The sequence below is a fragment of the Myroides odoratus genome (assembly GCF_965118575.1).
GTDB classification, from domain to species: Bacteria; Bacteroidota; Bacteroidia; order Flavobacteriales; family Flavobacteriaceae; genus Flavobacterium; species Flavobacterium odoratum_B.
Window position 1 is genome coordinate 17025 of the sequence record NZ_CBCPHW010000028.1, and the last position, 26541, is coordinate 43565.

General features: G+C 36.3%; 21 protein-coding genes and 1 tRNA gene. 7 read left to right on the forward strand and 15 right to left on the reverse strand.

Translation table 11 applies throughout. The annotated features are described in order from the left end of the window. Window positions 1-2: 2 nt before the first annotated feature. The 7 genes from ACMHJ2_RS16895 to ACMHJ2_RS16925 form a co-directional block, all read right to left on the reverse strand. Window positions 3-3116 carry an efflux RND transporter permease subunit gene (locus ACMHJ2_RS16895; protein ID WP_413514032.1) on the reverse strand — a complete coding sequence of 1038 codons (3114 nt, stop codon included), beginning with the start codon at window positions 3114-3116 and terminating at the stop codon, window positions 3-5. Between the two features lie 22 nt (window positions 3117-3138). Beyond that, window positions 3139-4254, reverse strand: coding sequence for an efflux RND transporter periplasmic adaptor subunit (locus ACMHJ2_RS16900; protein ID WP_413514033.1), 1116 nt, complete (start codon window positions 4252-4254; stop codon window positions 3139-3141). A gap of 208 nt (window positions 4255-4462) precedes the next feature. Then, window positions 4463-5860, reverse strand: a complete 1398-nt coding sequence (mgtE, locus tag ACMHJ2_RS16905; protein ID WP_413514034.1) for a magnesium transporter — start codon at window positions 5858-5860, stop codon at window positions 4463-4465. Between the two features lie 18 nt (window positions 5861-5878). Continuing rightward, the gene (locus ACMHJ2_RS16910; RefSeq protein ID WP_413514035.1) at window positions 5879-6574 is read right to left on the reverse strand and encodes an MgtC/SapB family protein; all 696 of its coding nucleotides are present in this window, start codon (window positions 6572-6574) and stop codon (window positions 5879-5881) included. A 228-nt stretch (window positions 6575-6802) separates the two neighbouring features. Beyond that, window positions 6803-8161 (reverse strand): ATP-binding protein, encoded by a 1359-nt coding sequence (locus ACMHJ2_RS16915; protein ID WP_413514036.1) that lies wholly within the window; start codon window positions 8159-8161, stop codon window positions 6803-6805. Next, the gene (locus ACMHJ2_RS16920) at window positions 8151-8840 is read right to left on the reverse strand and encodes a response regulator transcription factor (RefSeq protein WP_413514037.1); all 690 of its coding nucleotides are present in this window, start codon (window positions 8838-8840) and stop codon (window positions 8151-8153) included. The genes ACMHJ2_RS16915 and ACMHJ2_RS16920 overlap by 11 nt, the downstream gene beginning before the upstream one ends. A gap of 111 nt (window positions 8841-8951) precedes the next feature. Then, a complete protein-coding gene (locus tag ACMHJ2_RS16925; protein WP_413514038.1) occupies window positions 8952-9275 on the reverse strand; it encodes a single-stranded DNA-binding protein in 324 nt (107 codons plus the stop codon). 137 nt (window positions 9276-9412) lie between these two features. Between ACMHJ2_RS16925 and ACMHJ2_RS16930 the strand changes: the two genes are divergently transcribed. From ACMHJ2_RS16930 to ACMHJ2_RS16940, 3 genes are all read left to right on the forward strand, one after another. Beyond that, on the forward strand, window positions 9413-10939 hold the full coding sequence (locus ACMHJ2_RS16930; protein ID WP_413514039.1) for a bifunctional GNAT family N-acetyltransferase/carbon-nitrogen hydrolase family protein: 1527 nt from the start codon (window positions 9413-9415) through the stop codon (window positions 10937-10939). Between the two features lie 153 nt (window positions 10940-11092). After that, complete coding sequence (locus ACMHJ2_RS16935) at window positions 11093-11944, forward strand: methylated-DNA--[protein]-cysteine S-methyltransferase (RefSeq protein ID WP_413514040.1); 852 nt, start codon at window positions 11093-11095, stop codon at window positions 11942-11944. 3 nt (window positions 11945-11947) lie between these two features. Then, window positions 11948-12556 (forward strand): alpha-ketoglutarate-dependent dioxygenase AlkB family protein, encoded by a 609-nt coding sequence (locus tag ACMHJ2_RS16940; RefSeq protein WP_413514041.1) that lies wholly within the window; start codon window positions 11948-11950, stop codon window positions 12554-12556. Window positions 12557-12665: 109 nt separating this feature from the next. On the opposite strand, the gene ACMHJ2_RS16945 is transcribed toward ACMHJ2_RS16940, so the two are convergent. After that, a complete protein-coding gene (locus ACMHJ2_RS16945; protein WP_413514042.1) occupies window positions 12666-14084 on the reverse strand; it encodes an MBL fold metallo-hydrolase in 1419 nt (472 codons plus the stop codon). A gap of 162 nt (window positions 14085-14246) precedes the next feature. Here ACMHJ2_RS16945 and acnA point away from each other — a divergent pair, with 162 nt between their 5' ends. Then, window positions 14247-16979 carry an aconitate hydratase AcnA gene (acnA, locus tag ACMHJ2_RS16950; RefSeq protein ID WP_413514043.1) on the forward strand — a complete coding sequence of 911 codons (2733 nt, stop codon included), beginning with the start codon at window positions 14247-14249 and terminating at the stop codon, window positions 16977-16979. A 34-nt stretch (window positions 16980-17013) separates the two neighbouring features. Here the strand turns inward: acnA and ACMHJ2_RS16955 are convergent, their stop codons facing one another. The 6 genes from ACMHJ2_RS16955 to ACMHJ2_RS16980 form a co-directional block, all read right to left on the reverse strand. Further along, window positions 17014-17673 (reverse strand): DNA-binding response regulator, encoded by a 660-nt coding sequence (locus ACMHJ2_RS16955; protein ID WP_413514044.1) that lies wholly within the window; start codon window positions 17671-17673, stop codon window positions 17014-17016. Between the two features lie 285 nt (window positions 17674-17958). Further along, window positions 17959-18948 carry an aspartate-semialdehyde dehydrogenase gene (locus ACMHJ2_RS16960; protein WP_413514045.1) on the reverse strand — a complete coding sequence of 330 codons (990 nt, stop codon included), beginning with the start codon at window positions 18946-18948 and terminating at the stop codon, window positions 17959-17961. Between the two features lie 40 nt (window positions 18949-18988). Further along, on the reverse strand, window positions 18989-20689 hold the full coding sequence (gene recJ, locus ACMHJ2_RS16965; protein ID WP_413514046.1) for a single-stranded-DNA-specific exonuclease RecJ: 1701 nt from the start codon (window positions 20687-20689) through the stop codon (window positions 18989-18991). Window positions 20690-20691: 2 nt separating this feature from the next. Then, the gene (locus ACMHJ2_RS16970) at window positions 20692-21114 is read right to left on the reverse strand and encodes an OsmC family protein (protein ID WP_413514047.1); all 423 of its coding nucleotides are present in this window, start codon (window positions 21112-21114) and stop codon (window positions 20692-20694) included. Between the two features lie 33 nt (window positions 21115-21147). Then, window positions 21148-21822 carry a 16S rRNA (cytidine(1402)-2'-O)-methyltransferase gene (gene rsmI / locus ACMHJ2_RS16975; protein WP_413514048.1) on the reverse strand — a complete coding sequence of 225 codons (675 nt, stop codon included), beginning with the start codon at window positions 21820-21822 and terminating at the stop codon, window positions 21148-21150. 4 nt (window positions 21823-21826) lie between these two features. Then, a complete protein-coding gene (locus tag ACMHJ2_RS16980; protein WP_413514049.1) occupies window positions 21827-23050 on the reverse strand; it encodes a hypothetical protein in 1224 nt (407 codons plus the stop codon). Between the two features lie 100 nt (window positions 23051-23150). On the opposite strand from ACMHJ2_RS16980, the gene ACMHJ2_RS16985 reads away from it, so the two are divergent. The 3 genes from ACMHJ2_RS16985 (at window position 23151) to ACMHJ2_RS16995 (ending at window position 25287) form a co-directional block, all read left to right on the forward strand. Then, the gene (locus tag ACMHJ2_RS16985) at window positions 23151-23762 is read left to right on the forward strand and encodes a thymidine kinase (RefSeq protein ID WP_413514050.1); all 612 of its coding nucleotides are present in this window, start codon (window positions 23151-23153) and stop codon (window positions 23760-23762) included. Between the two features lie 20 nt (window positions 23763-23782). Further along, window positions 23783-25018, forward strand: a complete 1236-nt coding sequence (locus ACMHJ2_RS16990; RefSeq protein WP_413514051.1) for an MFS transporter — start codon at window positions 23783-23785, stop codon at window positions 25016-25018. A gap of 195 nt (window positions 25019-25213) precedes the next feature. Further along, window positions 25214-25287: transfer RNA gene (locus ACMHJ2_RS16995), tRNA-Met, on the forward strand. A 415-nt stretch (window positions 25288-25702) separates the two neighbouring features. Here ACMHJ2_RS16995 and ACMHJ2_RS17000 read toward each other — a convergent pair. Further along, a complete protein-coding gene (locus ACMHJ2_RS17000) occupies window positions 25703-25963 on the reverse strand; it encodes a transposase (RefSeq protein WP_413514052.1) in 261 nt (86 codons plus the stop codon). Window positions 25964-26541: the final 578 nt, after the last annotated feature.

The following is a 26541-nucleotide window of genomic DNA, read 5'->3' on the forward strand; positions in this document are numbered from 1 at the left end:
GGCTAGTTTTCTTCTGTTTCTTCTACTTTTACAAAATCACTGTTTTTTCCCCATTTACGCTCTACTAAATAGTATAAAGCAGGTAATACGAAAAGCGTTAAAATGGTAGCGAATAATAATCCATAGACAATAACCGTTGCTAATGGACGCTGAACATCCGATCCAATTCCAGTTGCCATAGAGGCAGGAAATAAACCTAAGATTGCTACAGTGGCCGTCATTAATACAGGTCTAAATCGCTGTTCCGCTCCAACTAATACTGCTTCTAATAAAGCATGTCCTTTTTTCCTTAATTCATTGATATGAGAAATCATAATTACTCCATTCTGTATGGCTACCCCAAATAGGGCAATAAATCCAACGGCTGAAGATACATTTAAGGACATTCCTCTGACGTTTAAAGCTAGCATACCTCCGAATAGTGCTAAAGGAACCACAACCATCAATAAACCTGCTTGTCGGAATTGACCGAAGGCACCGTATAATAAAACAAACATCAAGCACAACGTAAGTGGAACAATAATAGCTAGACGGTTATACGCACGGTGTTGATTTTCAAACTGTCCCCCCCACTCGATGTGGAATCTATTGTGATCATAAGTAATATTCTCTTCAATTTTTTGTTGTGCTTCTTTTAAGAGAGAACCTAAATCGCGATTACGAACATTCAATTTTACAGTTAAATGACGTCGGTTCATTTCTCGGGTAATGGTACTTTCTCCTGTACTGGTTTTTACATCGGCTACTTGCGAAAGTGGGATTTTAGCTCCTGTGCTAGAGGTTAACATGAGGTTTGCTATTTTCTCAGGTGTATTTCTACTTTCTTCCGTATAACGTGCACTGATATCATATACTTTATTGCCAATAAATATTTGAGAAATTGCTTTTCCTCCAATTGCAACTTCAATTAATTCAGCTACATCTGAAACATTTAAGCCATACTGCGCAATTTTATCTCTATTGGCATGAATTTGTAGTTGAGGTAAAGGCGGTTCCTGATCAATGGCTAAATCTACGGCTCCCTCTACCGTTTTTAGTGTACCTAAAACCTCATTGGCTATACGTCTGGTTTCATGAAAATCCTCTCCATATACTTTCACCACTAATTCACTATGTGCACCAGAAATTTTATCCATCACACCGTCAATCATCGGTTGTGCAAATCCCACTGTAAATCCGGGTAAAGATTCATATTCAGCGGCTAATTCTTCAATTAAATCATCTTTTGTTTTCCCTCTAGGCCATTCCTTATAGGGTTTAATTCCGATGGAACACTCAAAGTGAGAAGGCGTAAAAGGATCTGTACCGTCATCATTTCTTCCCGCCTGAACCATCATATAAGTCACTTCCTCATATTTCATGGTTCTTGCTCGAAGTGTATCGCTCATCTCTTTTGATTTTTCCAAAGAAATACCCGGAGGCAAAGTCACTTGTAACCAAATTGACCCTTCATCTAAAGGTGGTAAAAAGTCTTTCCCTACGTGGTTTGTCAGTCCAATCGTTATAGCTAATATGAGGGCAAGTGGCAAGAAAACTTGTTTCGGCTTTTTCATAATCTTTTCAATGCGCTTATGATAGTGCCTTGTCAATTTTTCTAACCATTTATTGTGGTATATTTTTCTTGGTTTTTTATATACGGCATAGGCCAATCCAGGAATCAAGAACAGAGCCACCAAAAGAGCCCCAAGTAAGGCAAATCCAACCGTGAAAGCCATAGGTGTAAATAGTTTTTTCTCTACACGTTCAAAAGCAAAAAGAGGTAGATAAGCTGTAATAATGATAACTGTAGCAAAGAATACTGGTTTGGCAACTTCTTTTGTGCGTTGCGCGATGGATTGTTCTTTCAATTCCTCTTTGGGATTATCTTCTCGCTTCTTGAGGATGGATTCCATCATTACAATAGCTCCATCTACAATAATACCAAAGTCAATGGCTCCTAAGGACAATAAGTTGGCTGGTATATCTGTAAAATACATTAAAATAAAAGCAAATAACAGCGATATAGGGATTGTAATCGCTACTAGCAAAGCCCCTCTCCAACTACCTAAGAAAACAATTAGCACAATAATAACCAAACTAATTCCTTCAATTAAAGTCGTCGATACCGTATGTAACGTAGTATCTACTAATTCTGTACGATCTAAAAATGTATGAATTTTAACGCCTTCTGGCAGTAATTCACTATTCAATTCATCTACATATTGATGAATTTTTTCTAATACAACGGAAGGATTTTCGCCTTTTAATAACAGGACAATTCCCTCAATACTATCGGAGTAATTGCGTTCTTGATCTGAATAGCCTAAAACGCCTTTACGTTCAACATTTCCATATTTTAAACGCCCTAAATCTCGTATAAAAACAGGAATGCCATTTTCTGCCTTAACGACAATTTTCCCTAAATCTTCTAAATCTTTAACAAGTCCTATTCCTCGTATAACATAACCTAAATCTCCACGCGTTAAGACGCTTCCTCCTGAATTTACATTATTTTCTTCAATGGTTTCGGTTACATCACTTAAGGATAAATCATATTGTTCTAATTTATGAGGATCTAATTCGATCTGAAATTGAGTGGTAATCCCTCCAAAATTAGTTACCTCAGCTACTCCCGAAACTTGATTTAGTTTTGGAATAATAATAAAATTTTGAATATCCGTTAATTCGCGTAAACTATAACCATCTCCTTCAATAATGTATCGGTATACCTCTCCAATTGGAGAAGTTAATGGGTCAAGTTCAGGTACGGCTTCGTAAGGAAGTTCAACCCCGTTTAGCCGTTCTTGAATGCGTTGACGGGCAAAATAATCATCCACCCCATCTTCAAAAACAATCGTAATCATAGAAAGTCCAAAGGTACTGTTGCTACGCATTACGTGCATGCCGGGCATACCATTTAAAGCACGTTCAATGGGAATCGTTATTTGCAACTCCATTTCTTCTGCTGCTAGACCTGGTACTTGAGTGACTACTTGTGAGGTTGTATCCGCAATATCTGGATAGGCTTCTATTGATAATTGTTTCCAGGAATAATACCCAAATACACACAGTAAGCTAAACAAAGCAACCATAAGCCATCTTTTGTGTATAGCTGTATCTATTATATTTTTTTTCATTATCTACTGTTTTATTGGATTGCTACAATTGAGGTAAATAAATACCTCCTTCACTTACTATTTTATCTCCTTTTTCTAAGCCTGATAAAATAACGGTATGACTACCTGAAACGCCTCCAATCATAACATTTTTACGGCTATAAGCGTGTGGTGCTACTTCCACAAAAACAAAGGAATCGTCTTCTCCTTGTAATACCGCTCTTGAAGGTACTAAAATCACTCTTTCGGGTTGATCAATAAAGCGCACATTCACGTACATTCCGGGTTTTAAAATACGCTTGTTGTTATCTGCTTCAATTAAAACATCTATGCTTCGGGTTTCTTCATCTACAATCTCATTAACGTGATAAATAGTACCACTAATAGGTTCATTGGGATATGCAGAGAGTTCAATCTGAACTTTGTTTAGTTTGGTCAAGTGTTGAATATCCTTTTCTTTTACTTTACCAACAATCCAAATCTTGTTCAATGCGGCGATTTTCACTACTGGATCCGCATCATCGTTGATGTATTGTCCTAAAACAATATTGTTCTCAAGCACTTCACCTTCAATCGGCGAGCGCACAATCAGCGGTTGTCCTAAAACGAGAGAGGAAGGTTGAACATTGTATATTTTGATAGCGGCTGTTGCATTGTCAAAAGCAGCTTTAGCCATCGAATTTTCTGTTTCAGCTTCTTCGTATTCTTGACGAATTCCCACCCCATTTTCTAATAAATCTCCTTGTCTTTTTAAATTTAAAGTGGCTTGTTTGTATTCTTGTTTAGAATCAAAATAATCCTTTTGCGCTTCAAAATAATCGGGAGAAGAAACTTCAAACAAAGGCTGATTTACCGCCACTTTTTGCCCCAATTTAATAAAGGTTTTAATAATTCTTCCTGAAAAGGGAGAGCCAATTTCCGCATACTGATTGGGGATTGCTTTAACTAAACCCGCCGTGACCAAATCAAAAGTAAAATCTTGTTCTTCTACTTCTGCCACCTTTATTTTACTTTTTAGGTTTGAACTTTCTGTCAAAGAAATCACGTGATTATTCACTTGATATTGGGCCATATCATTGGTCTGTTCCTTTTTTTCAGAGCAAAAACTCAATAAGATACTCAAGCTCAAAACTCCTGCTATTTGTACTTTATTTACCATTAGGATTGTCTTTAAATTTTACTTACTATTATTTTTCTTAAATTACGGGATTTTACTCTATAATTTTTATTCTAAAAATAAAACATTACTGTTATTTAACAATAAAAAACACATATCTTATTCTTCACACCTTCACTCATTAAAAAAAAAAGTTGCTCTTTTTATTTTTTTAATTTTATTACCATCACTCGTACTATTCAATTCTACCTTATTGCAAATCAAATAAATAGACTGCCAAACTAAAATAAATCAACAAGCCTAAAATATTTACAATGGTTCGAATAGCAGGGCTTGCCACTACGGCAGGATCTCCACCCGATTTTTTGACAATAAGGGGTAAAGCAGCTCCTATTACAGTTGATAAAACAACTTGTAAAAACAGCGCAAATGCAATAACTAATCCTATTGAATACAAGGTAAAAGTTTCGGGAGCTTCAGTTTCCCAGCTGAATAAGACAACTTTCCCAAAGGCAAGTATACCTAAACACAAAGCCAACAGTAAGGCAATTCTCATTTCTTTCCACAACACACTCACCCACGATTTAACTGTGATTTGACCTAGAGCCATTGCTCGAACTACTACAGTTGCTGATTGACTCCCTGCATTTCCACCCGAATCTGCCACCAAAGGCATATAAAGGGCAAGAATAACCATCTGGGCAAGCGCACCTTCAAAATTGTGAATGATTAATCCTGAAATTAATCCAACAATTGCCAAGGTTACTAGCCAAAAAATTCTTTTTTTAAAGTGATCGAAGATAGAAGTATGGGTGTAATCAACATCTTCACTACTTCCCATAATTCCCATAAATTTCTCCATATCTTCAGTATATTCTGCTTGAATAATATCTAAAGCATCGTCATGCGTTACAATACCTACCAATTGTTTTTTTCGATTGAGTATGGGTAAAGCAACCAATTCATATTTGTCAATTTTTGCCGCTACACTTTCACTTTCTTCATCCAAATAGCCGAAAACAAAATCCCGGTGCAATTCCTCTTCTACCAATTGATGCGGTTCTGCAATAATTAAATCCTTCAAGGTAATAAACCCAACTAGGGTTTGATCTTCATTCACCACATAGATATAATAAATGGTTTTCTTTGAAGGGGCATCTTGTCGCACCTTGTAAATAGCTTCAAAACAAGACATATCTTTAGATACCGTTGCAAAATCCGTACTCATAATTCCTCCTGCTGTATCCTCAGGATACGAACTCAAAGCCAATACATTTTCGCGAATGGGTTTGGTCAAAAAAGGAAGTAAATCGATTTGTTCTTGTTGGGTTAGAATTTGAAATAGATCTGCTCGATCCTCAGAAGGCATGAGTTCAAATAACTTAGAGAAGCGTTTCATACTCACATGTTGAAAAATAGACAATTGCTTCACTAAAGGAAATGCGGCAAAGATTTCTGCTTGATGTTCTAGAGGAAATTCACTTAGAATAACGAATAATTCTTTGGTTTCCATTAATGATAAAGCTTCGCTTACATCAATTACTGGCATTTTCTTTAATACCGGGAGCATTTTTATCATTTGATCTAAGCCCTGAAAATCTTGTGCCATTTTTCGTAAACTGCTGTGTTCGTACTTTATTGTTTTCATCTCATTTTCCTTTTAAAATTAGTACGTTGTCAACTCCCATGAAACTTCAGAAACACCAAATTCTAGCGATACCTTTTGCGTAATTTGCTCTAAAATATCGTCTTTATGCCCAATGCAATACAGTTCAAACTTGAGATAAGAAAAGGCCGGATTTCCACCATCAGAACTCTTTAAAGAACGCATTTGAAGCTCCTTTTGTGCTTTCAACTGTTTGAGTACCATAATTCGAATGTCGTTTTCAACGGCTTCTTTGCATCCAATAATAATCTCGTAATGTACTTCTGCTGAATCGCTTTCTGTATCAAAAGACAACTTATTCATTAAATTTCCTATGGGACGTAGTAACAAATGGGCAGAAACAATTAAAACAGTCATTACAATTGCCTCTTTCCATAAACCTACGCCACTCATAGAACCCACGGAGGCGGAACACCAAATAGTAGCTGCTGTATTTAAACCTCTGATGCTAAACCCGTCTTTCATAATCACCCCCGCACCCAAAAATCCGATTCCACTAACTACATATGAAGCAACTCTACCAACAGCCGTTCCACCAATGTGATAAGCCATCAATACAAAACCTGCTGCGCCAATACAAACCAAAGTATTGGTTCTCAAGCCCGCACTTTTTTGTCTTACTTGACGCTCAGCGCCAATCAATGCGCCTAAAACAAAAGCAAGTAATAATCTGAAAATAAATACTGTAATTGCCATAACTCAAATTTTCATTCCTACTTGTTGAATACAAACGCTGTTATAAACAATTCGCAAGACCTTTAATATTCTTTACCTAAAACGGGTTCCGTGTCCATGTTTTATTTTATTTTGATAAGGCAAAATTAGGCGTTACAAGAGCTAAAGGTTATTAGAAAGTCTTTAGAAAAAAATTAGAATTCTATTAGAACAAAAAAGCACTTACCATTTCAGTAAGTGCTTTTTTATTTATAATTGAATCGTAAAAGTAGTTCCTTCTCCTACTTTAGAGGCTACTTTTAATGTGCCTTTATGTAGTTTGATAATTTTATTGGTCAAAGGCAATCCAATGCCATTTCCTTCTTTGTAATTTTGATTTTTACCACGATAAAAAGGAACAAAGATAGAGTCTAAATCTTCTTCTGCTATACCAATTCCCTTATCTATGACTTGAATGAGCAGGCGATAATCTTCATATAGCACTTGAATAGCACACGCCTTATTTGCAGAAAATTTACAGGCATTTTCCAATAAATTAACCATGGCTACTTCAAGTAAATAGGGATTCGCATTGACGATTAGCATTTCTTCATTTACTACAGATTCATCAATGATAAAATTGAATTTATAGGAGGAATCCATCTTTTGCAACTTTTGACAAGCATCTAAAATTACCTCATCTACGCGAATAGATTTAAAAACAATTTCAGTTGGATCATAACTTGCCTTAGCGAAGTCTAATAAACTATTAGATAAACGCACAATTTTTTGTGAGTCACTTAAAGCATTTTTAATGGTCTGAATATAATACGCTTGGTTTTGTTCTTTATTCAATGCTAATTCCAATTCAGCAATAATAGCAGCCAAGGGAGTTCTCAATTCATGAGATATATTAGAAACGAATTGTTTTTGGGAATCAAAGGAATTTTCTAAGCGATCAAGCATTTCATTAAACGTATTGGCTAAAGCACCTAACTCATCTTTATTTTTTTCGCTACTGATTCGCAAATCTAAATTAGTAGCGGTTATTTGATTTACTTCATCATTCATCTTTTTAATAGGCAACAATACTTTATCAGCAAAAAATAAGCCTACAAAATAGATGACTAAAAGAGAAATCACAACTAATACGAGGATCGTTACAAAAAGGTTTTGCAATTTGGTATATCCATATTCATCGTAGGCAGTTGCAGTAATGATAAACTTTTGGTCACCAAAGGCATATTTCATACCAATTACTTGCCAATCTTCTTGTGTATAATGTAAGCTCCCTTTTTCAATGATTGTATGTATCATTTCTTTGGTTTCTTTTACGCGGTCAATTTCCTCTGCATCGTGATACAACAAATTAAAATCCCAGTCGTAAACCGCTACTTCTACTTCATTTATGATTTCGCTATTATTCAGATAAATCTTGTGCAAAGTAGTCGGTTTAACTTGTGCTTCTAAAAAGAGTTTGGCTTTTGTGATGGCCTCTTTTTCTAATTCTTCATAAAACTCAACTTCTCTATTCTTTGCTGAAGACCAATAAATCACACTGGCAAATACCAATAAGATAGAAGCCACTAACAACGTAAACAGTAGGGTAAGTCGCGTTTTAATTCTCATTCTGTTTCAATATAAACCCCATCCCAGATTTGGTATGGATTAATTTATTGTTGACATCAAGTTCAATCTTCTTTCTCAGATAATTGATATATACATCTATAAAGTTCGTTCCTGTATCAAAATGGGTATCCCAAACCTTTTCTGAGATTTCTGTTCGCGACAACACGCGTTCTGGATTTTCCATCATGAATTGCATCAGGTTGAATTCTTTAGGAGTCAGGTGTATTTCTTGCCCTGCGCGTTTAAATTTTTTGAGGTTCAAATCAATCTCCAAATCTGCATATTTCAGGATATGGATACTGCGTTCAGAACTATTTTCAAAACGCTTTAATAAAGCGCGAATACGCACATAAAGCTCTCGTAATTCAAAAGGTTTTACTAGATAATCATCCGCACCCGCATCAAAGCCTTCGACTTTATCATCGGTGGTTCCCAAAGCGGTCAACATGATAATAGGTGTATTAGGTAAGGTGCGTTTGAGGTCTTTACACAAATCAATCCCGTTAATTTTGGGCAATATTACATCCGTAATAATTAAATGATATTTTTTTTGTAGTGCTAATTTCTTGCCCATATAGCCATCATAGGCAAGATCTACAGTAAAATTTTGATCTTGCAAGCTACGTTGCAGCAATTCAGCAACACGGATATCGTCTTCTATTACTAATATATGACTCAAAAGATTATTCTTTTTAAATTAATCTTTAGCAAGGTAAGTCTTTTTACAAAAAAAGAGATTATTTCTATAGCAAAACAATCTCTTTCTTCCCGTATGATTTACAGCGACTTCCTAGAATAATAACTCTGAAACGACAATCTCTGTAATATATTTTTTCTTACTTTCTTTATCTTCATATGAGCGATTCACCAACTTTCCTTCTATAGCAACTTCTTTGCCTTTTAAAACATATTTTTCTGCAATATCAGCTAATTTCCCCCACGCTACCACATTATGCCATTGCACATTTTCTATCTTTTCGCCCTTATCATTGTAATAAAACTCATTAATTGCAATAGAAAAAGTAGCTCGTTTTTTTTCTGTCCCGAACACAATAATTTCAGCATTTTGGCCTGCTCGTCCAATTAATTGAACGCGATTTCGTAATGAACTCATATAATTTACTTTTTAATTAAATATAAACTATTACTATTTTTAGCAAAAAACACGCCATATAAAGGGCTTAAGTCCCTTTTACCCAACAAAATATTTACTTATTACAAGTATTATTTGTAATTTGCAATAAAAAATTCATGGACACTACAATTAACAAGATTGAACTTCGCAACCTCAAGTTGGATGACTATTTGGAGTTAAAAAATTCAATGCTTGAATCCTATACGGGAATGGAAGACCCTTATTGGGATAAAAGTGAGATAGAAAATTTGCTAAATATTTTCCCTGATGGACAGCTAGTTGTTTTAGTAGACGATATTGTTGTGGGATCTGCACTTTCTATTATTCTCGATGAGAAAAAAGCCATGTCGACCCATAATTACGAGCAAATTACAGGTTATTCTTCTTTTAATACCCATAACCCTAAAGGCAATGTATTGTATGGAATTGACGTGTTCATTCATCCCAAATACAGAGGCTTGCGTTTAGGTCGTCGTTTATATGATGCTCGCAAAGAGTTATGTGAACAACTCAATTTAAAATCCATTGTATTTGCAGGGAGAATTCCCAAATACGCTAAGTATGCACACGAACTTACCCCAAAGCAATATCTAGATAAAGTAAGAGCCAAAGAGATTAATGACCCTGTAATGTCCTTTCAAATGTCAAATGATTTTCACATGGTTCGCTTGATGCGCAATTACTTGGATGGGGATAAAGAGTCTAAAGATTATGCGGTTTTATTGGAGTGGAATAACATCTATTACGAAAAAGATGTTCAGTTAATCAATACGCGAAAAAGCGTGGTTCGCTTGGGATTAATTCAATGGCAAATGCGTCCGTTTAATGACTTAGAAGAGTTTTTTGATCAAGCAGAATTCTTTATAAATGCGGTTTCTGATTATGAAAGTGACTTTGCTATGTTTCCGGAATTGTTTACCGCTCCTTTAATGGCGGCATACAATCACTTGTCTGAAGCAGATTCTATTCGCGAATTAGCGCGCTATACCACACCGATACGCAAACGCTTCCAAGAGTTTGCTATCTCCTACAACATCAATATTATTTCGGGTAGTATGCCTCATATCATTGATGGAACGCTATACAACGTTGGTTTCCTTTGCAAACGAGATGGTACGTACGAAATGTACTCTAAAATTCATATTACACCCAATGAAGTTCATTATTGGGGAATGCAAGGAGGTTCAAAAATTCAAACCTTTGATACCGATTGTGGAAAAATTGGAATCATCATTTGTTATGATGTCGAGTTTCCAGAATTACCGCGCTTATTAGCAGAAGAAGGAATGGAAATTTTATTTGTCCCTTTCTTAACGGATACACAAAACGGCTATACGCGTGTGCGAAATTGTGCAGCCGCACGTGCTATTGAAAATGAGTGCTATGTTGCCATAGCAGGATGTGTTGGAAACTTACCTAAAGTAAACAACATGGATATTCAGTTTGCACAAGCAGCGGTATTCACACCTTCCGATTTTGCCTTTCCTACGAATGGAGTTAAAGCTGAAGCTACACCCAATACAGAGATGACCTTAATTGTCGATGTAAATTTAGATTTATTGAAAGAACTGCACGAACATGGTAGTGTGCGTATTATGAAAGACAGACGACTCGATTTATACAACTTACAGAAAAATAAATAATTTTATTTATACCCTATACCGAAGAGCTTGAGTTAAAAAACTCAAGCTCTTTTCTTTGCAATTTGCTCTAAAAATTAGCATGTTTCGGATTTCATAACTGAAAAAACATGTGGATATTTGTTGGGTTAATGCTTCACTGTAAATCTTATCTCAATGGCTGAAAAAACATCTTTCAATTATATGCGTATCGCCGAGGCTATCGATTATATTCAAGCTAATTTTCAGCATCAACCTCGTTTAGAGGAAGTTGCTCAAGCGATGCATTTAAGTCCTGCACATTTTCAACGTTTATTTACAGAATGGGCGGGTACAAGTCCTAAGAAATTCTTACAATTTACCAGTCTTGCATATGCGAAGTGGTTATTAAAAGAAGAACAAGTCACTCTGTTTGAAGCTACGTTTGAAGCAGGCTTATCCAGTACCAGTAGATTACACGATTTATTTATAACCTTTGAGGGAATGACGCCTGCTGAATATCAAAATGGAGGACAACAACTGACCATCAATTACAGTTTTGCTCCCAGTTTGTTTGGCCAGGTTTTAATAGCCTCCACCACCAAAGGAATTTGTCATCTTGTTTTCACAGAAGATGAAACAGCGGCTTTACAAGCCCTTTTTAAGCAATTTCCGAATGCTCAATTTCACGCTCAAGTTGATGGAATGCAAACGCAGGCTTTGCAGATTTTCCAAAATTCAACTCCCGATTTAAATCAGATAAAACTCCATTTAAAAGGAACCGAATTTCAGCTTAAAGTTTGGCAAAGCTTATTGACTATTCCCTTAGGGAGATTGACTACCTACGGTGCCATTGCGTCGAACATAGACCTTCCAAAAGCTTCAAGAGCTGTTGGCACGGCCATAGGGAGTAATCCTATAGCTTTTTTAATTCCTTGTCATCGCGTCATACAATCTACGGGTGTTTTTGGCAATTATAAGTGGGGTGCCACACGCAAAAAAGCTTTAATTGGTTGGGAAGGTGCCCAAGTTTACAAAGAAAAAGAATAGGATATGGATTTATTTAATCAAGCCTCAAAGCAACAAAAAAATTATTTACCTTATGAAGGTACCGTTCACTTTTATGGCTATGTTTTAGCTAGACAAGAAGCGGCTTATTACTTTGAGCATTTATTGCATTCCATCGAATGGAAAAATGACGAAGCGCTTATTTTTGGAAAAAAAATAAGCACCAAACGCAAAGTCGCTTGGTATGGTTCTCAACCTTTTCAATATACCTATTCAAATAGTACAAAACACGCTTTACCGTGGACTCCTGAGCTTTTAGATTTAAAAACCTGCATTGAAAAAGAAACCGGAGAAACTTATAATTCTTGCTTGCTAAATTTATACCACAACGGAAACGAAGGTATGGCTTGGCATAGTGATGGAGAAAAAGATCTCAAGAAAAACGGTGCAATTGCCTCTTTGAGTTTAGGTGCGACCCGTAAGTTTTTGTTTAAACACAAATCTACCCAAGAAAAAGTGGAATTTATTTTAGAAAGCGGCAGTTTATTAGTTATGAAAGATGAAACACAGACCTTTTGGCTTCATCGATTACCACCGACAAAAGTAGTACATCAACCTAGAATAAATCTCACATTTCGCACAATTAATGAATAAAAAAACGGCTCTCTACAAAGAGAACCGTTTTAAACTAAAAACATAATAACTAAACTAATTATCCTTAAAATCAGGAATAATTATATTTATAAACAACTGAAATAATTTTTTATAACAAAGAAGTTGGGCATACAAATGCCGTTTTTTCAAAAGTAGTAACTGGCTCCAGTGCCTTAAACCCACCGATAACGTCTACTACATGTGAAAATTCATTTGCACGCAAAATAGAAGCGGCAATCATACTTCGATAGCCTCCTGCACAATATATAATATACTTTTTATCTTTTTCTAACTGAGCTAATTCTTCTTCTAATGCATTCAAGGATACCAATTGAGAATCAACAATATGTTCTGCCTCATATTCGCTTATTTTACGGACATCCAATAAAATGGCATTTTTGTCTTTGCAATACGCATCAACTTCATGGGCATCTAAACGTTCTATATGATCTAGAGGTTGATTCGCTTTGGTCCAAGTTTGAATTCCTCCTTCTAAAAAACCTACTGTATGATCATAACCTACTCTCGAGAGGCGTACCATACTCTCTTCTTCTTTTCCTGGCTCTGTTATGAGTACAAGCGGTTGTTCAATCTCTTTGATCAACTCTCCTACCCATACGGCAAAAGGGCCATTCAATCCTATATTGATACTTTTGGGGATAAATCCCGAAGCAAAATCTTGCGGAGATCGCGTATCTAATACAAGCACTTCTCCAGTAGCAACCATCGCATCAAACATAGCCAAATCTAACGGCTTGTAGGCGCGATCTAACACCTCATCCAAGTGTTCATATCCACCGATATTCAACATTACATTTTTTGGAAAATATTGGGGTGGTGTTGCTAACCCCGTTAATACTTCATCTACAAATTCATCTTCCGTCATATCAGCACGAAGAGCATAATTGGTTTTTTTCTGATTTCCCAATGTATCTGTTGTTTCCTTGCTCATATTTTTACCACATGCACTACCAGCTCCATGGTTCGGATAAACCATTAAATGATCTGGTAAAGGCATGATCTTGCGGCGTAGTGACTGATATAAATGTCTGGCTAATTTCTCTTGTGTTAATTCAGAATTAACCAATTGAACCAAATCAGGTCGACCTACATCGCCAATAAATAAAGTATCACCTGTAAGGATAGCATGTGGTTCGCCTATTTCATCAAAGATCAAATACGTAGCGCTTTCCATTGTATGTCCAGGGGTATGCAACACTTGAATTTTTATCTTTCCTACCTGAAATATTTGATTATCTTCAGCAATAATTGCTTTATATTGGGGTGATGCAGTAGGCCCAAATACAATCTGAGCTCCCGTTTTTTGCATCAAATCCAAATGACCACTGACAAAATCAGCATGAAAATGGGTCTCAAATACATACTTGATGACTGCGTTGTCATTTTCAGCTCGATCTATATAAGGTTGTACATCGCGCAAAGGGTCAAAAATAGCCGCTTCGCCATTACTTGATATATAGTATGCGGCATGCGCAATACATCCCGTATAAATTTGTTCAATTTTCATAATTCCTCTTTTTTGTTAAGTAAAAATAGTCTAAGTACAGAAAAATAAAAATGACAATTATCATGAAGATATCTATCATTTTATATTTATTTTAAGACTTACCGTGAGATCGGAGCGGCTAAAATCCATTATTTTTTTGTAAATTGGGAAAAACTAACAATTATGAGAAATTACAAAATAGCCTCACTTAAAAAGCTACAAGATGAGGGTAAAAACATGCATCGTTTGCCTTTCTCAATTCGTATCCTTTTGGAAAATGTATTGCGAAATCACGACGGGTTTGCCATTACAGATGAGCATATCGATACGTTAGTCAATTGGCAACCTCAACCTACAGACAAAGACATTCCTTTTAAACCTGCCCGTGTTTTGATGCAGGATTTTACGGGTGTTCCTGGTGTAGTAGACCTTGCATCCTTACGCGCTGAATATGTACGACAAGGAAAGAATGGAGAAAAAATCACACCTGCTATTCCGGTTGATTTAGTCATTGACCACTCCGTACAAGTGGACTATTTTGGAACAGATTATGCCTATAAAGAAAATGTAATCAAAGAATATGAGCGCAATTCGGAGCGTTATGAGCTTCTCAAATGGGCTCAACAAGAATTAAAAGGCTTTACCGTTGTTCCTCCCGGAATGGGAATATGTCACCAAGTAAATTTAGAATATTTAGCTAAAGGAGTTATCGAAAGAGACGGTTGGTTATTTCCAGATACTTTAGTAGGAACGGATTCTCATACTCCCATGGTCAATGGAATTGGGGTAATAGCTTGGGGTGTCGGAGGAATTGAAGCAGAAGCCGCCATGTTAGGTCAACCTATTTATTTTACTTGTCCTGAAGTTGTGGGATTAAAATTAACAGGAAGAATACCTGAAGGAGCAACAGCCACTGATATGGTATTATCCATCACAAAATTATTGCGCAAGCAAGGTGTAGTAGGCAAATTCGTCGAAGTATTTGGCGAAGCATTAGATTACTTATCGGTAACCGATCGCGCTACCATATCTAATATGTCCCCCGAATTTGGTTGTACCGTAACCTATTTTCCGATAGACAATCAGACGCTGCATTATATGCGTCAAACCAACAGAGAAGAAAGTCATGTTCAACTAGTTGAAGAGTACTGCAAAGAAAATCTTTTATGGCGTACTGGAGCAGAAGAGATTACCTATTCTGCCGTTGTTGAATTGGATTTAAACACGTTAGAACCGACTGTATCTGGACCTAAACGCCCGCAAGACAAAATCTTAGTGAGAGAATTAAGTGAAACCTTTTCTTCTTTATTGGAGGAAGAATATAACCGCGCTTATGTATCGGTAAAAGATAGACGTGAATCTGCTTGGCTCTCTGAAGGAGGATCGGGTACGGAATTCATTTACAAACAATTGGATTCCCCATCTCAACAGCCTACAGAAGTGGTCAAAGAAAATATGCGTGCAGTGCGCATCAAACAAAAGAACAAAGAATATGTAGTTAGCGATGGAAGTATCGTCCTTGCCGCAATTACGAGTTGTACAAATACATCCAATCCAGAAGTAATGATTGGTGCGGGCTTGGTTGCTCGAAAAGCAATACAACGCGGATTACGCACAAAATCATGGGTAAAAACGAGTTTGGCTCCGGGATCTAAAGTTGTTACACATTATTTAGATCGTTCTGGTTTATCCGAAGATTTAGAAGCGCTTCGTTTCCATACCGTAGGCTATGGCTGTACGTCCTGTATTGGAAATAGTGGTCCTTTACCCGCTCCAATTGCTGAAGCGGTTACACAAGGAGACTTAGTGGTTGCTTCCGTACTCTCTGGTAACCGAAACTTTGAAGCTCGAGTTCACCCACAAGTAAAAATGAATTTCTTGATGTCACCGATGCTCGTGGTTGCTTATGCCTTAGTAGGTCGTGTTGACATTAATTTACTCACCGATCCTCTAGATTATGATCCGAATGGAGAACCTGTATATTTGCGTGATATTTGGCCAACACACGCCGAAATTAAAGCCGTTATCAACAACTCTTTAAAGCGCGAAGACTTTGAGGAGGTTTATAGTAAAATTTTTGAAGGAGAAGAAAACTGGAAAGAATTACCCGCACCAAAAGGTGCTCGTTTTGAATGGAATCCACAATCAACCTATATCCGCCATGCTCCATTCTTTGATCAATTACCCAAAGACCCCAAACCGCTCTCTAACATTAAAGAAGCGAAAGTATTGTTATACTTAGGGGATTCTGTGACTACGGATCATATTTCACCCGCAGGAGCCTTCAATGAAGAATCTGCTGCCGGAAAGTATTTATTATCCCTTGGTGTTCAGCCTGAAGATTTCAACTCGTATGGATCTAGACGGGGTAATCACGAAGTGATGATGCGCGGAACTTTTGCCAATGTTCGTATTAAAAATAAGATTGCTCAACGTGAAGGGGGATATAGTACATACCTTCCAACCAATGAGTCCTTATCGGTTTATGATACCGCAATGAAATACAAAGAAACGCAAACTCCTTTACTTGTCTTGGCTGGAAAAGAATACGGAAGTGGTTCTTCTCGTGATTGGGCTGCAAAAGGAGCCTATTTATTGGGAATTAAAGCCGTTATTGCTGAGAGTTTTGAGCGTATTCACCGTAGTAATCTAATTGGTATGGGTATTGCTCCCTTACAGTTCTTACCTAATCAATCTGCAGAAAGTCTAGGGTTAACAGGAAAAGAAACCTATGCAATTACGGGATTAGCTGAAAACTTAACTCCTCATAAAGTATTAGAAGTAACGGCAACCGATGCATCGAATCAGACCCTTACCTTTCAAGTGATAGCGCGATTTGATTCGCTTATTGAAATTGAATATTACAAAAATGACGGAATATTACAATATGTATTACGAGATTTTCTTAAACACTAAATAAACAAAAACGGCTGTTCTAAAGAGCAGCCGTTTATACAAAACCTTGTTTGATTGCATTTTGAACTAACGTGGCAGAATCTGCTGATTCAAAAGCAATTTTCATTTTAGCAATTCGCTTCTTAATTGTTGGTGCAGATAGTGGAATATAATGTTCTAGATCAATTAATTTATGTCCTTTGGCTAGCAAACTCAATATCATACGATTGTAATCATCATACATAATTTTCTTGTAAACCATTTCTTCTAAACACTTCTTGACTAAAGGACTTTGATAACTTTCCCCCTGAAGTACCCTTCGTACAATATCAACTAACAGTTGAGGGGTTATCTCATTTTTACTGATTATTGTAGTTGGTCGAATATTTTTGACAAGCTCATAAATAACTAATATTTCTGTACGTCCCGTAACTGTAATTGTAAGACAATTAGGCATTTCCTTTTGAATATAGCGGACAATATCTCCGCCATCTTCCCAGGAAGAATGCTCTCCTTGAGGCAAAGAGAGATCAACAATTGCAAGGGTATAATTTTCCTTCTCCTCTAAGGCTTGGTCAATTTTATTTTTTGCTTCAGTACAATTGATCGCCTTTTCAAAAATACAGTCTTGCGCAAATACTTCACTACTTAACAAAGCCATTCTATATCCCTCAATAATTAAGGGATGGTCATCGATCAATAAAATTTTTTTCATACAACAAACTTTAATATCTACAGTTCAAGCTGATTGGTCCTTACACCCCCTTTTAAAACTTACTTATTTCCCCAAATAAACAATGTTTCAAAAGTACTTTTCTTAGTCAGGTATAGGGAATTTCCTTTGTTATCAGCTAATGTAAGGAAAAACCCAATGTTTTAAGCGTTCAATCATACAATTAGTTCATTTTATCTTAATAAAATTGAACATTCATTCATTTTATAACATAAAAAAAGGTCAATTATCGGAATAATTGACCTTTAAAACAAGGGGTTATTATTTTTATACTAAACCATTTGCAACTAAATATTCAGCAATTTGAATGGTATTTGTTGCAGCTCCTTTTCTTAAATTATCCGATACAATCCACATATTTAATGTATTAGGCTGTGTCTCATCCCTACGAATACGCCCTACAAATACATCATCTTTTCCTTGAGCATACAAAGGCATTGGATATGTATTGGTATCGATATTATCTTGTACAACAACTCCAGGAGTTGCATGTAAAACACGACGAATATCATCGATAGAGAAATCCTGTTCAAAAGCGATATTCACTGATTCACTATGTCCACCAACAACAGGGATACGCACAGCAGTTGCTGTTACCAAAACCGTATCATCTTCTAATATTTTTTTGGTTTCATTGACTAATTTCATTTCTTCTTTGGTATACCCATTCGCCTCAAAAACATCACAATGGGGTAAAGCATTTCGGTGAATTGGATAAGGATAAGCCATTTCTCCTTTTTCACCAATCGATTCATTTTCCAATTGTTGTACGGCTTTAACTCCTGTTCCAGTTATGGATTGATAGGTTGAAACAACCACGCGCTTTATCTTGTACTTTTTATTTAAAGGGGCTAAAGCCATCACCAACTGAATTGTTGAACAGTTTGGATTGGCAATAATTTTATCTTCTTTTGTCAGGCTGGAAGCATTAATTTCTGGAACCACCAATTTTTTAGTTGGGTCCATTCTCCAAGCCGATGAATTATCAATTACCGTTGTTCCTACTTCTGCAAATTTTGGTGCCCATTCTAAAGAAATAGATCCACCTGCTGAGAAAAGCGCAATTTCTGGTTTCATCTTTACAGCTTCGGCCATCGATTGAACTACAAACTTCTTCCCTTTAAACTCTATTTCCTTTCCTACAGACCGCTCTGAAGCCACAGGAATCAATTCTGTTACTGGGAAATTGCGTTCTGCTAAAACTTTTAGCATAACTTCTCCTACCATTCCGGTAGCGCCTACTACTGCTACTTTCATTTTTTTAAAAAAAATTATATTTTATTTATTCTATTTCTTTTTAGACCAACTGCATATCTTTAATTTGCAATTGATTGTTAATCTCCCCTTTCCATTCATTCTCCTCAATGGAGTAAACTAAATCAAAGAAAGATCGGTTCTGGATAGAAGATAAAAAATGACCAAATGAAAAGCCAATTACGCTAAATCCTTGCTCTAAATGTCCGCGTTGTCTTACATACATTTTCAAGTGTTCTTTATTCATCCCCAATCCTTTGGCATATCCCGTATCATATACATTTTTAGTTAAGAAGACGGGACTCATATTCCCAGGGCCAAAAGGCTCAAACTGTCTCAATATGCGACAGAACTTGGGTGTAATATCCGCGAAGCTTATTACCGCATCGATTTCAACTTCAGGAATTAAATCTCTATCCCTAATTGTCGTAGCTACTATTTTTTCAAATTTAGCTTTGAAGCTGGAGTAATTTTCTTTTTTACAAGTCATTCCAGCCGCATACATATGGCCTCCAAATTGAATTAACTCCTCCGAGCAAGCTTCTAGTGCAGCATATAAATCAAAATTTTTAACTGACCGCGCTGAAGCAGCTAATACATCCCCACTTTTCGTAAATACGATGGTTGGTCTATAATACGTTTCGATTAAACGCGAAGCTACAATTCCAATAACTCCTTTATGCCAAGACTGATGGAAAACAACGGTAGATTTATTGTTAATCTCTCTATTTTCAACAATCTGATCTTTGGCTTCTTCTGTTATATTTTGGTCTAATATTTTTCGTTCTTCATTAAAGGCAATTACCATTTCGGCAGTTTCTTCGGCTTCACGCATGGAAAATCGAGTTAACAAATCTACCGCATAGTTGCCGTGCTTTATTCTTCCTGCTGCATTAATTTTTGGTGCAACCTTAAATACAATATCACTAACTGTATAGTTACTTTGTTTATAGACATTCAACAAAGCCTTTATCCCTGGTCTTGGGGTACTATTCAATACTTCCAATCCAAAAAAAGCTAAAATTCTGTTTTCTCCTGTTATTGGAACAATATCTGCTCCTATAGCAGTCACCACAAGATCTAGATAGGGTTTTAAATCCTCAATTGTTTGATTTCGATTAGCTGCTAAAGCTTGAATCAACTTAAAACCCACACCACAACCACATAAGTCTGGATACGGATAAGTACAGTCAAGTCGTTTAGGATCCAATACCGCTATAGCATTCGGGATTTGATTCCCGGGCAGATGATGATCACAGATGACGAAATCAACTCCTTTTTGCGTGGCATATTCCACATGATCGATAGATTTGATTCCACAATCTAGGGCAATTATTAATTTAATATCATTATCTGAAGCATAATCTATGCCTTGATAAGACACGCCGTATCCTTCTTGATACCGGTCTGGTATATACCGATCTACTTGAGGGTAATACGATTGAATATAAGAATATACTAGGGCTACAGCTGTCGTACCATCCACATCATAATCGCCAAAAACCATTATATTTTGTTTTTTTGCAATTGCTTCTTCTATTCGCTGAACGGCTTTATCCATATCTCTCATGAGATAAGGATCGTGCAATTCGTCTAATGAAGGGCGAAAGAAACGTTTGGCTTGGTCATAGGTTGTAATCCCTCGATCAACTAATAATTGAGCTAAGATAGGATCAATATCCAATAATCTAACTAACTGATTAACACTTTCTTGATCTTTTATTTCTTTTAAAGTCCACCGCATTCTTATTGTTTATGGTAATGAATATTGGTTTCAACTTTTGCAAACTGAGTAAACATATGCATTACACCACAATATTTTTCTACAGATAAATCCACTGCTTTTTTTAATTTAGCTTCATCTAAATTAGCGCCATAAAAATGATAATCTACAAGTACCGTATGATAAACGGCAGGGTCTTCATCCGTTAAAAGCCCTTCTGTTTCTATTTTAAAATCCGCAACTTCCAATCTCATTTTTTTGATTAAAGAGGCAACGTCTAATCCTGAACATCCTGCCAATGCGGATAACATTAATGCTTTAGGTCTAAAGCCTTTGTTGTCCCCTCCATTTTCAGGTCCTGCATCAATTCGCATGGTTTCTCCACTTGGATTCGTTGATTCAAATTGCATATTCTCTAACCAAGTAGTTGTAACTTTATGTGACATATCCTTTATCTTTTATCAAATCCTATTCCTAATTTATTGCTTTTTACCAGCAACTACAACCACGATTTCTCCTTTAGGTGGTTTTTCTTCAAAGTGTCTGAGAACTTCAACAACCGATCCTCTCACGGTTTCTTCATGTAATTTAGACAATTCTCGAGAGACTGAAATCACGCGATCTCCACCAAAATAGGTTTGAAATTCACCTAAGGTTTTGACTAATTTGTGTGGTGAAACATAGATAATTAGAGTCCTTGTTTCTTCTGCTATTTGCAAATAACGCGTTTGTCTTCCTTTTTTATCAGGTAAGAATCCTTCAAACACAAATTTATCATTAGGCAATCCACTATTTACCAAAGCGGGTACAAAAGCGGTCGCACCAGGTAAACAGTCGACCTCAATATCATTTTCAATACAGGCTCTAGTCAATAAGAACCCAGGATCAGATATAGCTGGTGTTCCTGCATCTGAGATTAAAGCGAATGTTTCGCCCGTCTGCATGCGTCTTACAAGACCTTCTACCGTTTTGTGCTCGTTGTGCATATGATGACTCATCATAGGTGTGTTCACCTCAAAATGCTTCAACAGTTTACCACTATTTCTTGTATCTTCTGCTAAAATATAATCTACCTCTTTTAATACCTTAATGGCACGAAAGGTCATATCTTCCAAATTGCCAATCGGTGTAGGTACAACATACAATTTTCCCATAATCTTATTCGAAGCGCTTTTCAATTAACGCCATAAAACGTTCAGCGTATTCTTCTTTTCCGTCCCAATTATTATATTCTGGTTTTACCAAGTGCTCTACAAAGCTTCTCGCTTCATCAAAAGTACCTACGGTATTCAATTGCGATAACACGCGATTAAAGTCTTCAGAACTATTGGCAAACAAGTGTTTTTCAAAAGCAATGCGATCATTTAATCCAACCATAATTGATCCGCGGTAAATATCATTAATTGATTTTTTTACAATTCGAGGTTCTCTAACCGATACATGCTCTAAATTAAAAAGCATGTTTTGTTGGTTTTCAAGTTTTTCTTCTTGTATTGTATCTTCTTTGTGCTTTTCTGCTTCTTGTTCTGTTTTATTTTGTGCAAAGAAACTAGCCGTGTCCTGATTTTCTTCTGGTTCGGCTAAACTTGGTTTATCCGCATCTACTCGTTCAAAACTAAGATCATCTATGAGGATGGCATTTTCTTTTGACACATCTTCAATGCGAATGAATTCAATTTCACCAAAGTCAAATCCCTCAAATGGATTATCTTCTTTTTGATTCGCTGTCAAAGGTGCAAATTCTTCTATTGGCTCCTCTTGTTCTTCCTGAACAAAAACAACTTCTTCAAAACTTTCTTCCTCCTCAACGATAACTTCTTCCAGAACTTCTTCTTTCAGTTCTATTTTATCTTCTTCAGTCCAGTTCTCCTCTTCATCTTCTTCCTCTTCATTGCTCTCTTCCAGTTCTTCTTCGTCGATTTCGATTTCTTCTTCTAGGACATTATCAACTTGTATTTCCTCATCTTGCTCTTGCATTTCCTCTTCTTCCATCATCAAGATTTCCTCTTCCGTTTCCAATTCAAGTGAAAAATCAACCACAACTTCTTTTTCTGCTTCCACCACAAGGGGATAATCCTCCACCAATAAATCCGATGGAATTTGAGATCTTAGTTCCTTTTCTTCTGGGTAAATTTCTTTGCCTATCTCTGCAAGCTCTTCTTGTGCTTGTGCATGAGTTAAGGTGCTTAATTTCTCTACTAACTGGTCTTCAGTTATGTCTTTTACAAGTCCTAATGCTAGGTTATCTTGATAAAATTTTAAAATTTGAAGCTTTTCATATAATTCTTTGGCTTCAACATATAACTTATCTACATCTGTATCTTTCATCTGTAACACGCGATGAACGATGCTCAGCAACTCTCCCTCTAAGACTTTCTTCATAACTTTTAATTTCATTAGTAAATTATACAAGCTTTTTTTGATAAATTTGTCCTTTACAAAGTAACAAAAAAACTACTGGTTTCAGCCTGAAAATTACAAAATGTTTCTAGAAATTCCTGTTAATCACAAAGAACAATTTGGTTGGATAGAAGTAATCTGTGGATCCATGTTTTCTGGAAAAACAGAAGAACTGATTCGCCGATTACGAAGAGCTCAATTTGCCAAGCAAAAAGTCGAGATTTTTAAACCTGCTATTGATACGAGGTATCACGATGAATATGTGGTATCCCACGATTCGAATGAGATTCGATCAACCCCTGTTCCCACTGCGGACAGCATTCGGCTTTTAGCGAGCGGATGTGACGTTGTTGGCATTGATGAAGCGCAATTCTTTGATGATGAAATTGTCAATGTTTGCAATGAATTAGCCAATTCAGGTATTCGCGTCATTGTAGCTGGTTTGGACATGGATTTTAAAGGAAATCCCTTTGGTCCGATGCCTGCTTTGATGGCAACAGCCGAATATGTCACTAAAGTTCATGCGGTCTGTACACGCACAGGAAACTTAGCGCATTACAGCTACAGAAAGGCCGCTAGTGATGCTATCGTTATGCTTGGAGAAACGGAGGAATATGAACCCTTAAGTAGAGCCGCTTATTACAAGGCAATGCGAGAAGCTGAAAGACTCAAAAAAGAAAAACCTAAACCCTGATTATATAGATTAAACGTATTATGAGAAAGTTATACCAGATTTACCTAGACTCTTATAGAGGATTATCCTCTGCATCTTGGATGCTAGCCATCGTCATGTTAATCAATAGAGCTGGTTCGATGGTTTTTCCTTTCTTAGGCGTTTATATGACGAAAGAGCTTCACTTTACGGATGAGCAAACGGGGTATGTGTTAGCTTGTTATGGTGTGGGTTCGATGATTGGATCTACCCTGGGTGGATGGCTTACTGATAAAATAGGGAATTACAAACTTCAGTATTTGAGTTTATTGGGTAGTATTCCCATGTTCATCCTACTTCCTCATTTCACCTCTGTGGTTAGTTTAGCCATCATGATTCTCTTACAAAGTACAATCAGTGAAATGTTTCGCCCTGCCAACTCCGTAGCGATTACTAAATATGCCAAACCTGAGAATATAACGCGTGCCTTTTCTTTAAATAGAATGGCTGTAAACTTAGGCTTCTCTATTGGCCCTGCGATGGGGGGAATGTTAGCAGCAATCTCTTATGCATTATTGTTTTATATCAATGCGGGTGCCGCTTTTTTTGCTGCAGTGGTTTTTATTTATTTCTTTAAAAATAGAAAGGAAAATCCTAAACCAAAGACGATTATCGAAGAGGATGCAGATATTGAGACATCAAAATCCCCAATAATACGCAAGTCTCCTTACAAAGACGGTATGTTTTTGTTCTATAGTTTCTTTTGTACATTATACTCTATTGCCTTTTTACAACTATTCAGTACCCTTCCTATTTTTTATGAAAAAGTGGGTAAGCTGAATGAGTTTGAAATTGGGCTTGTTTTAGGCTATAGTGGCTTGCTGATTGTATTAGCAGAAATGCTCCTTGTACACCTCGCTGAAGGGCATTTATCCATCCAAAAAAGTATTTTTTATGGTGCCTTGATTGCTCCCTTTGCTTTTCTTATTTTCTTATTGGATTACAGTATGATTTCCATCTTACTATCCATCACCTTTTTGAGCTTATCAGAAATGCTTATTTTTCCCTATACTTCTACCGTGACAGCAATGCGTGCGGATGAAAACAGCAAAGGGTCTTATATGGGGGTTAATGGATTGACTTTTGCCGTTGGATTTATTATCTCTCCTATTTTAGGTACAAAACTTGTAACCTACTATGGTTATAATGTGCTGTGGATTGTCATGGGGTCTATCTTTCTAATTGCCGCTTTTGGTTTGAATTATACGGTTGGCAAGATGACGAAATCTAAAATATAGTTTTATCTCTCTTTTTTATTCCCTGTTTACAACCTCTCGTTATACCTTGATTATAAATAGGATATGAAAATAACCCAAAAATTAAATGTTAAAATTTAAAAACAAGGCTTAAAATCGAGCTTTTATGCCTTGCATTGTATATATTTTATTCTATATTTGCACTCGCATTACCAAAATAATGCAGACCAAATATTTGGCGAGGTAGCTCAGTCGGTTAGAGCGCAGGATTCATAACCCTGAGGTCACGGGTTCAACTCCCGTCTTCGCTACTACAAAGACTTAATCGAAAGATTAGGTCTTTTTTTATTTTGTAGGATTCTGATGAATCTGTCCTAAAAGTTGTATTTATGCAAAAAGCTTAGTCAGGATCAAGTACAAAAGTTGGGGGACAGTATAAAAAATAGTGTTTTTTTTAATTAGACTTTTCCGGTTCGTATGTCACCCTGAGGTAACGAAGGGTCGCATACTCTAGATCCTATTCCCCTTATCGTTTATTAGGTAAAAAGTTTAGTCAACCTAAAGAGAAAGGGATTAAACGCAAAAGTTGAGGACTAGTGAAAAAAGTATATATTCAAGGATCTTATTTTTGCGATTAGTAGGTCTCCCTGAGGGACGAAGGGTCGCATCCTATCAATCACATTTTAACTATTCGGAATAAAAAATAGACCGATGCAAAAAGTTTGGTTAATCTAAACAAGAAAAGGATTGATCTCTAACTCCTCTATACCTAATTCTAAGGTATTTAATTTTGGCATTAAAAGATTCAGCAGATGCATTGGTACTTCTATCATTAAAATAGTTAAGTACCGACTTGTGATTGATTTGACTTGTTTTAATAATGGTATAAAATTGTTTTAACCCGATTTTCCTTCCTTTCCTAACATTTAAAGTTCTTTTCTTTTTTAAAGGGTAAAAAAGAAACAAAAACCCCTTGGACTGATTCAAATAAGGGTCAATTTAATTCTTACGCCTGAGAACAAAAGAACTCGCTGCGCTCAAACACCTTTTGTTCTTGCAGTCGTTTCGAATTATTGACACTTCGTATTTGACTAACGTCCGTTTGAAATCCTCTTTTAAATGAAGTTTGTCTTTTATATCATCATCAATCCCCTCCATCAAAAAGGTATTAATCAATCAATCCCTCCCCAACTTTTGCACTTGATCCATTAGTCAATCTGTATAAACATAAATAGCTCTTACTTGGATATTCAAGCAAAAACGCAAGTATTCTTTAAGCCGTTTTATGAAATCCTTCTATAGTGGAGTATTCCAAATGTGAGTTATCTTGACTTTTTATCATAGCGAAGTTCTATATAATAAAAAATCTCCTTCACCTTATTATTGCGATTAACTAAAATCTTTCCAAAAATAAGGTCTATTTGCAGAGATTTAAAAAATACTTTCTACCACGATATTATTCCAACTATTTCCTTTTCTACTTACACTTCTTCTCCCTTTAAAGGCATCATTGATTCTTTCTTGTTCTGGAATAAGTTTTAAATAACCTTTATCAGGAAAATTAG

Excerpts from the sequence above, each read along its gene's own strand:
- ACMHJ2_RS16895 (WP_413514032.1), bottom strand. The coding sequence starts at position 3,116 with ATGAAAAAAAATATAATAGATACAGCTATACACAAAAGATGGCTTATG.
- ACMHJ2_RS16900 (WP_413514033.1), bottom strand. The coding sequence starts at position 4,254 with ATGGTAAATAAAGTACAAATAGCAGGAGTTTTGAGCTTGAGTATCTTA.
- mgtE (WP_413514034.1), bottom strand. The coding sequence starts at position 5,860 with ATGAAAACAATAAAGTACGAACACAGCAGTTTACGAAAAATGGCACAA.
- ACMHJ2_RS16910 (WP_413514035.1), bottom strand. The coding sequence starts at position 6,574 with ATGGCAATTACAGTATTTATTTTCAGATTATTACTTGCTTTTGTTTTA.
- ACMHJ2_RS16915 (WP_413514036.1), bottom strand. The coding sequence starts at position 8,161 with ATGAGAATTAAAACGCGACTTACCCTACTGTTTACGTTGTTAGTGGCT.
- ACMHJ2_RS16925 (WP_413514038.1), bottom strand. The coding sequence starts at position 9,275 with ATGAGTTCATTACGAAATCGCGTTCAATTAATTGGACGAGCAGGCCAA.
- ACMHJ2_RS16930 (WP_413514039.1), top strand. The coding sequence starts at position 9,413 with ATGGACACTACAATTAACAAGATTGAACTTCGCAACCTCAAGTTGGAT.
- ACMHJ2_RS16935 (WP_413514040.1), top strand. The coding sequence starts at position 11,093 with ATGGCTGAAAAAACATCTTTCAATTATATGCGTATCGCCGAGGCTATC.
- ACMHJ2_RS16940 (WP_413514041.1), top strand. The coding sequence starts at position 11,948 with ATGGATTTATTTAATCAAGCCTCAAAGCAACAAAAAAATTATTTACCT.
- ACMHJ2_RS16945 (WP_413514042.1), bottom strand. The coding sequence starts at position 14,084 with ATGAAAATTGAACAAATTTATACGGGATGTATTGCGCATGCCGCATAC.
- acnA (WP_413514043.1), top strand. The coding sequence starts at position 14,247 with ATGAGAAATTACAAAATAGCCTCACTTAAAAAGCTACAAGATGAGGGT.
- ACMHJ2_RS16955 (WP_413514044.1), bottom strand. The coding sequence starts at position 17,673 with ATGAAAAAAATTTTATTGATCGATGACCATCCCTTAATTATTGAGGGA.
- ACMHJ2_RS16960 (WP_413514045.1), bottom strand. The coding sequence starts at position 18,948 with ATGAAAGTAGCAGTAGTAGGCGCTACCGGAATGGTAGGAGAAGTTATG.
- recJ (WP_413514046.1), bottom strand. The coding sequence starts at position 20,689 with ATGCGGTGGACTTTAAAAGAAATAAAAGATCAAGAAAGTGTTAATCAG.
- ACMHJ2_RS16970 (WP_413514047.1), bottom strand. The coding sequence starts at position 21,114 with ATGTCACATAAAGTTACAACTACTTGGTTAGAGAATATGCAATTTGAA.
- rsmI (WP_413514048.1), bottom strand. The coding sequence starts at position 21,822 with ATGGGAAAATTGTATGTTGTACCTACACCGATTGGCAATTTGGAAGAT.
- ACMHJ2_RS16980 (WP_413514049.1), bottom strand. The coding sequence starts at position 23,050 with ATGAAGAAAGTCTTAGAGGGAGAGTTGCTGAGCATCGTTCATCGCGTG.
- ACMHJ2_RS16985 (WP_413514050.1), top strand. The coding sequence starts at position 23,151 with ATGTTTCTAGAAATTCCTGTTAATCACAAAGAACAATTTGGTTGGATA.
- ACMHJ2_RS16990 (WP_413514051.1), top strand. The coding sequence starts at position 23,783 with ATGAGAAAGTTATACCAGATTTACCTAGACTCTTATAGAGGATTATCC.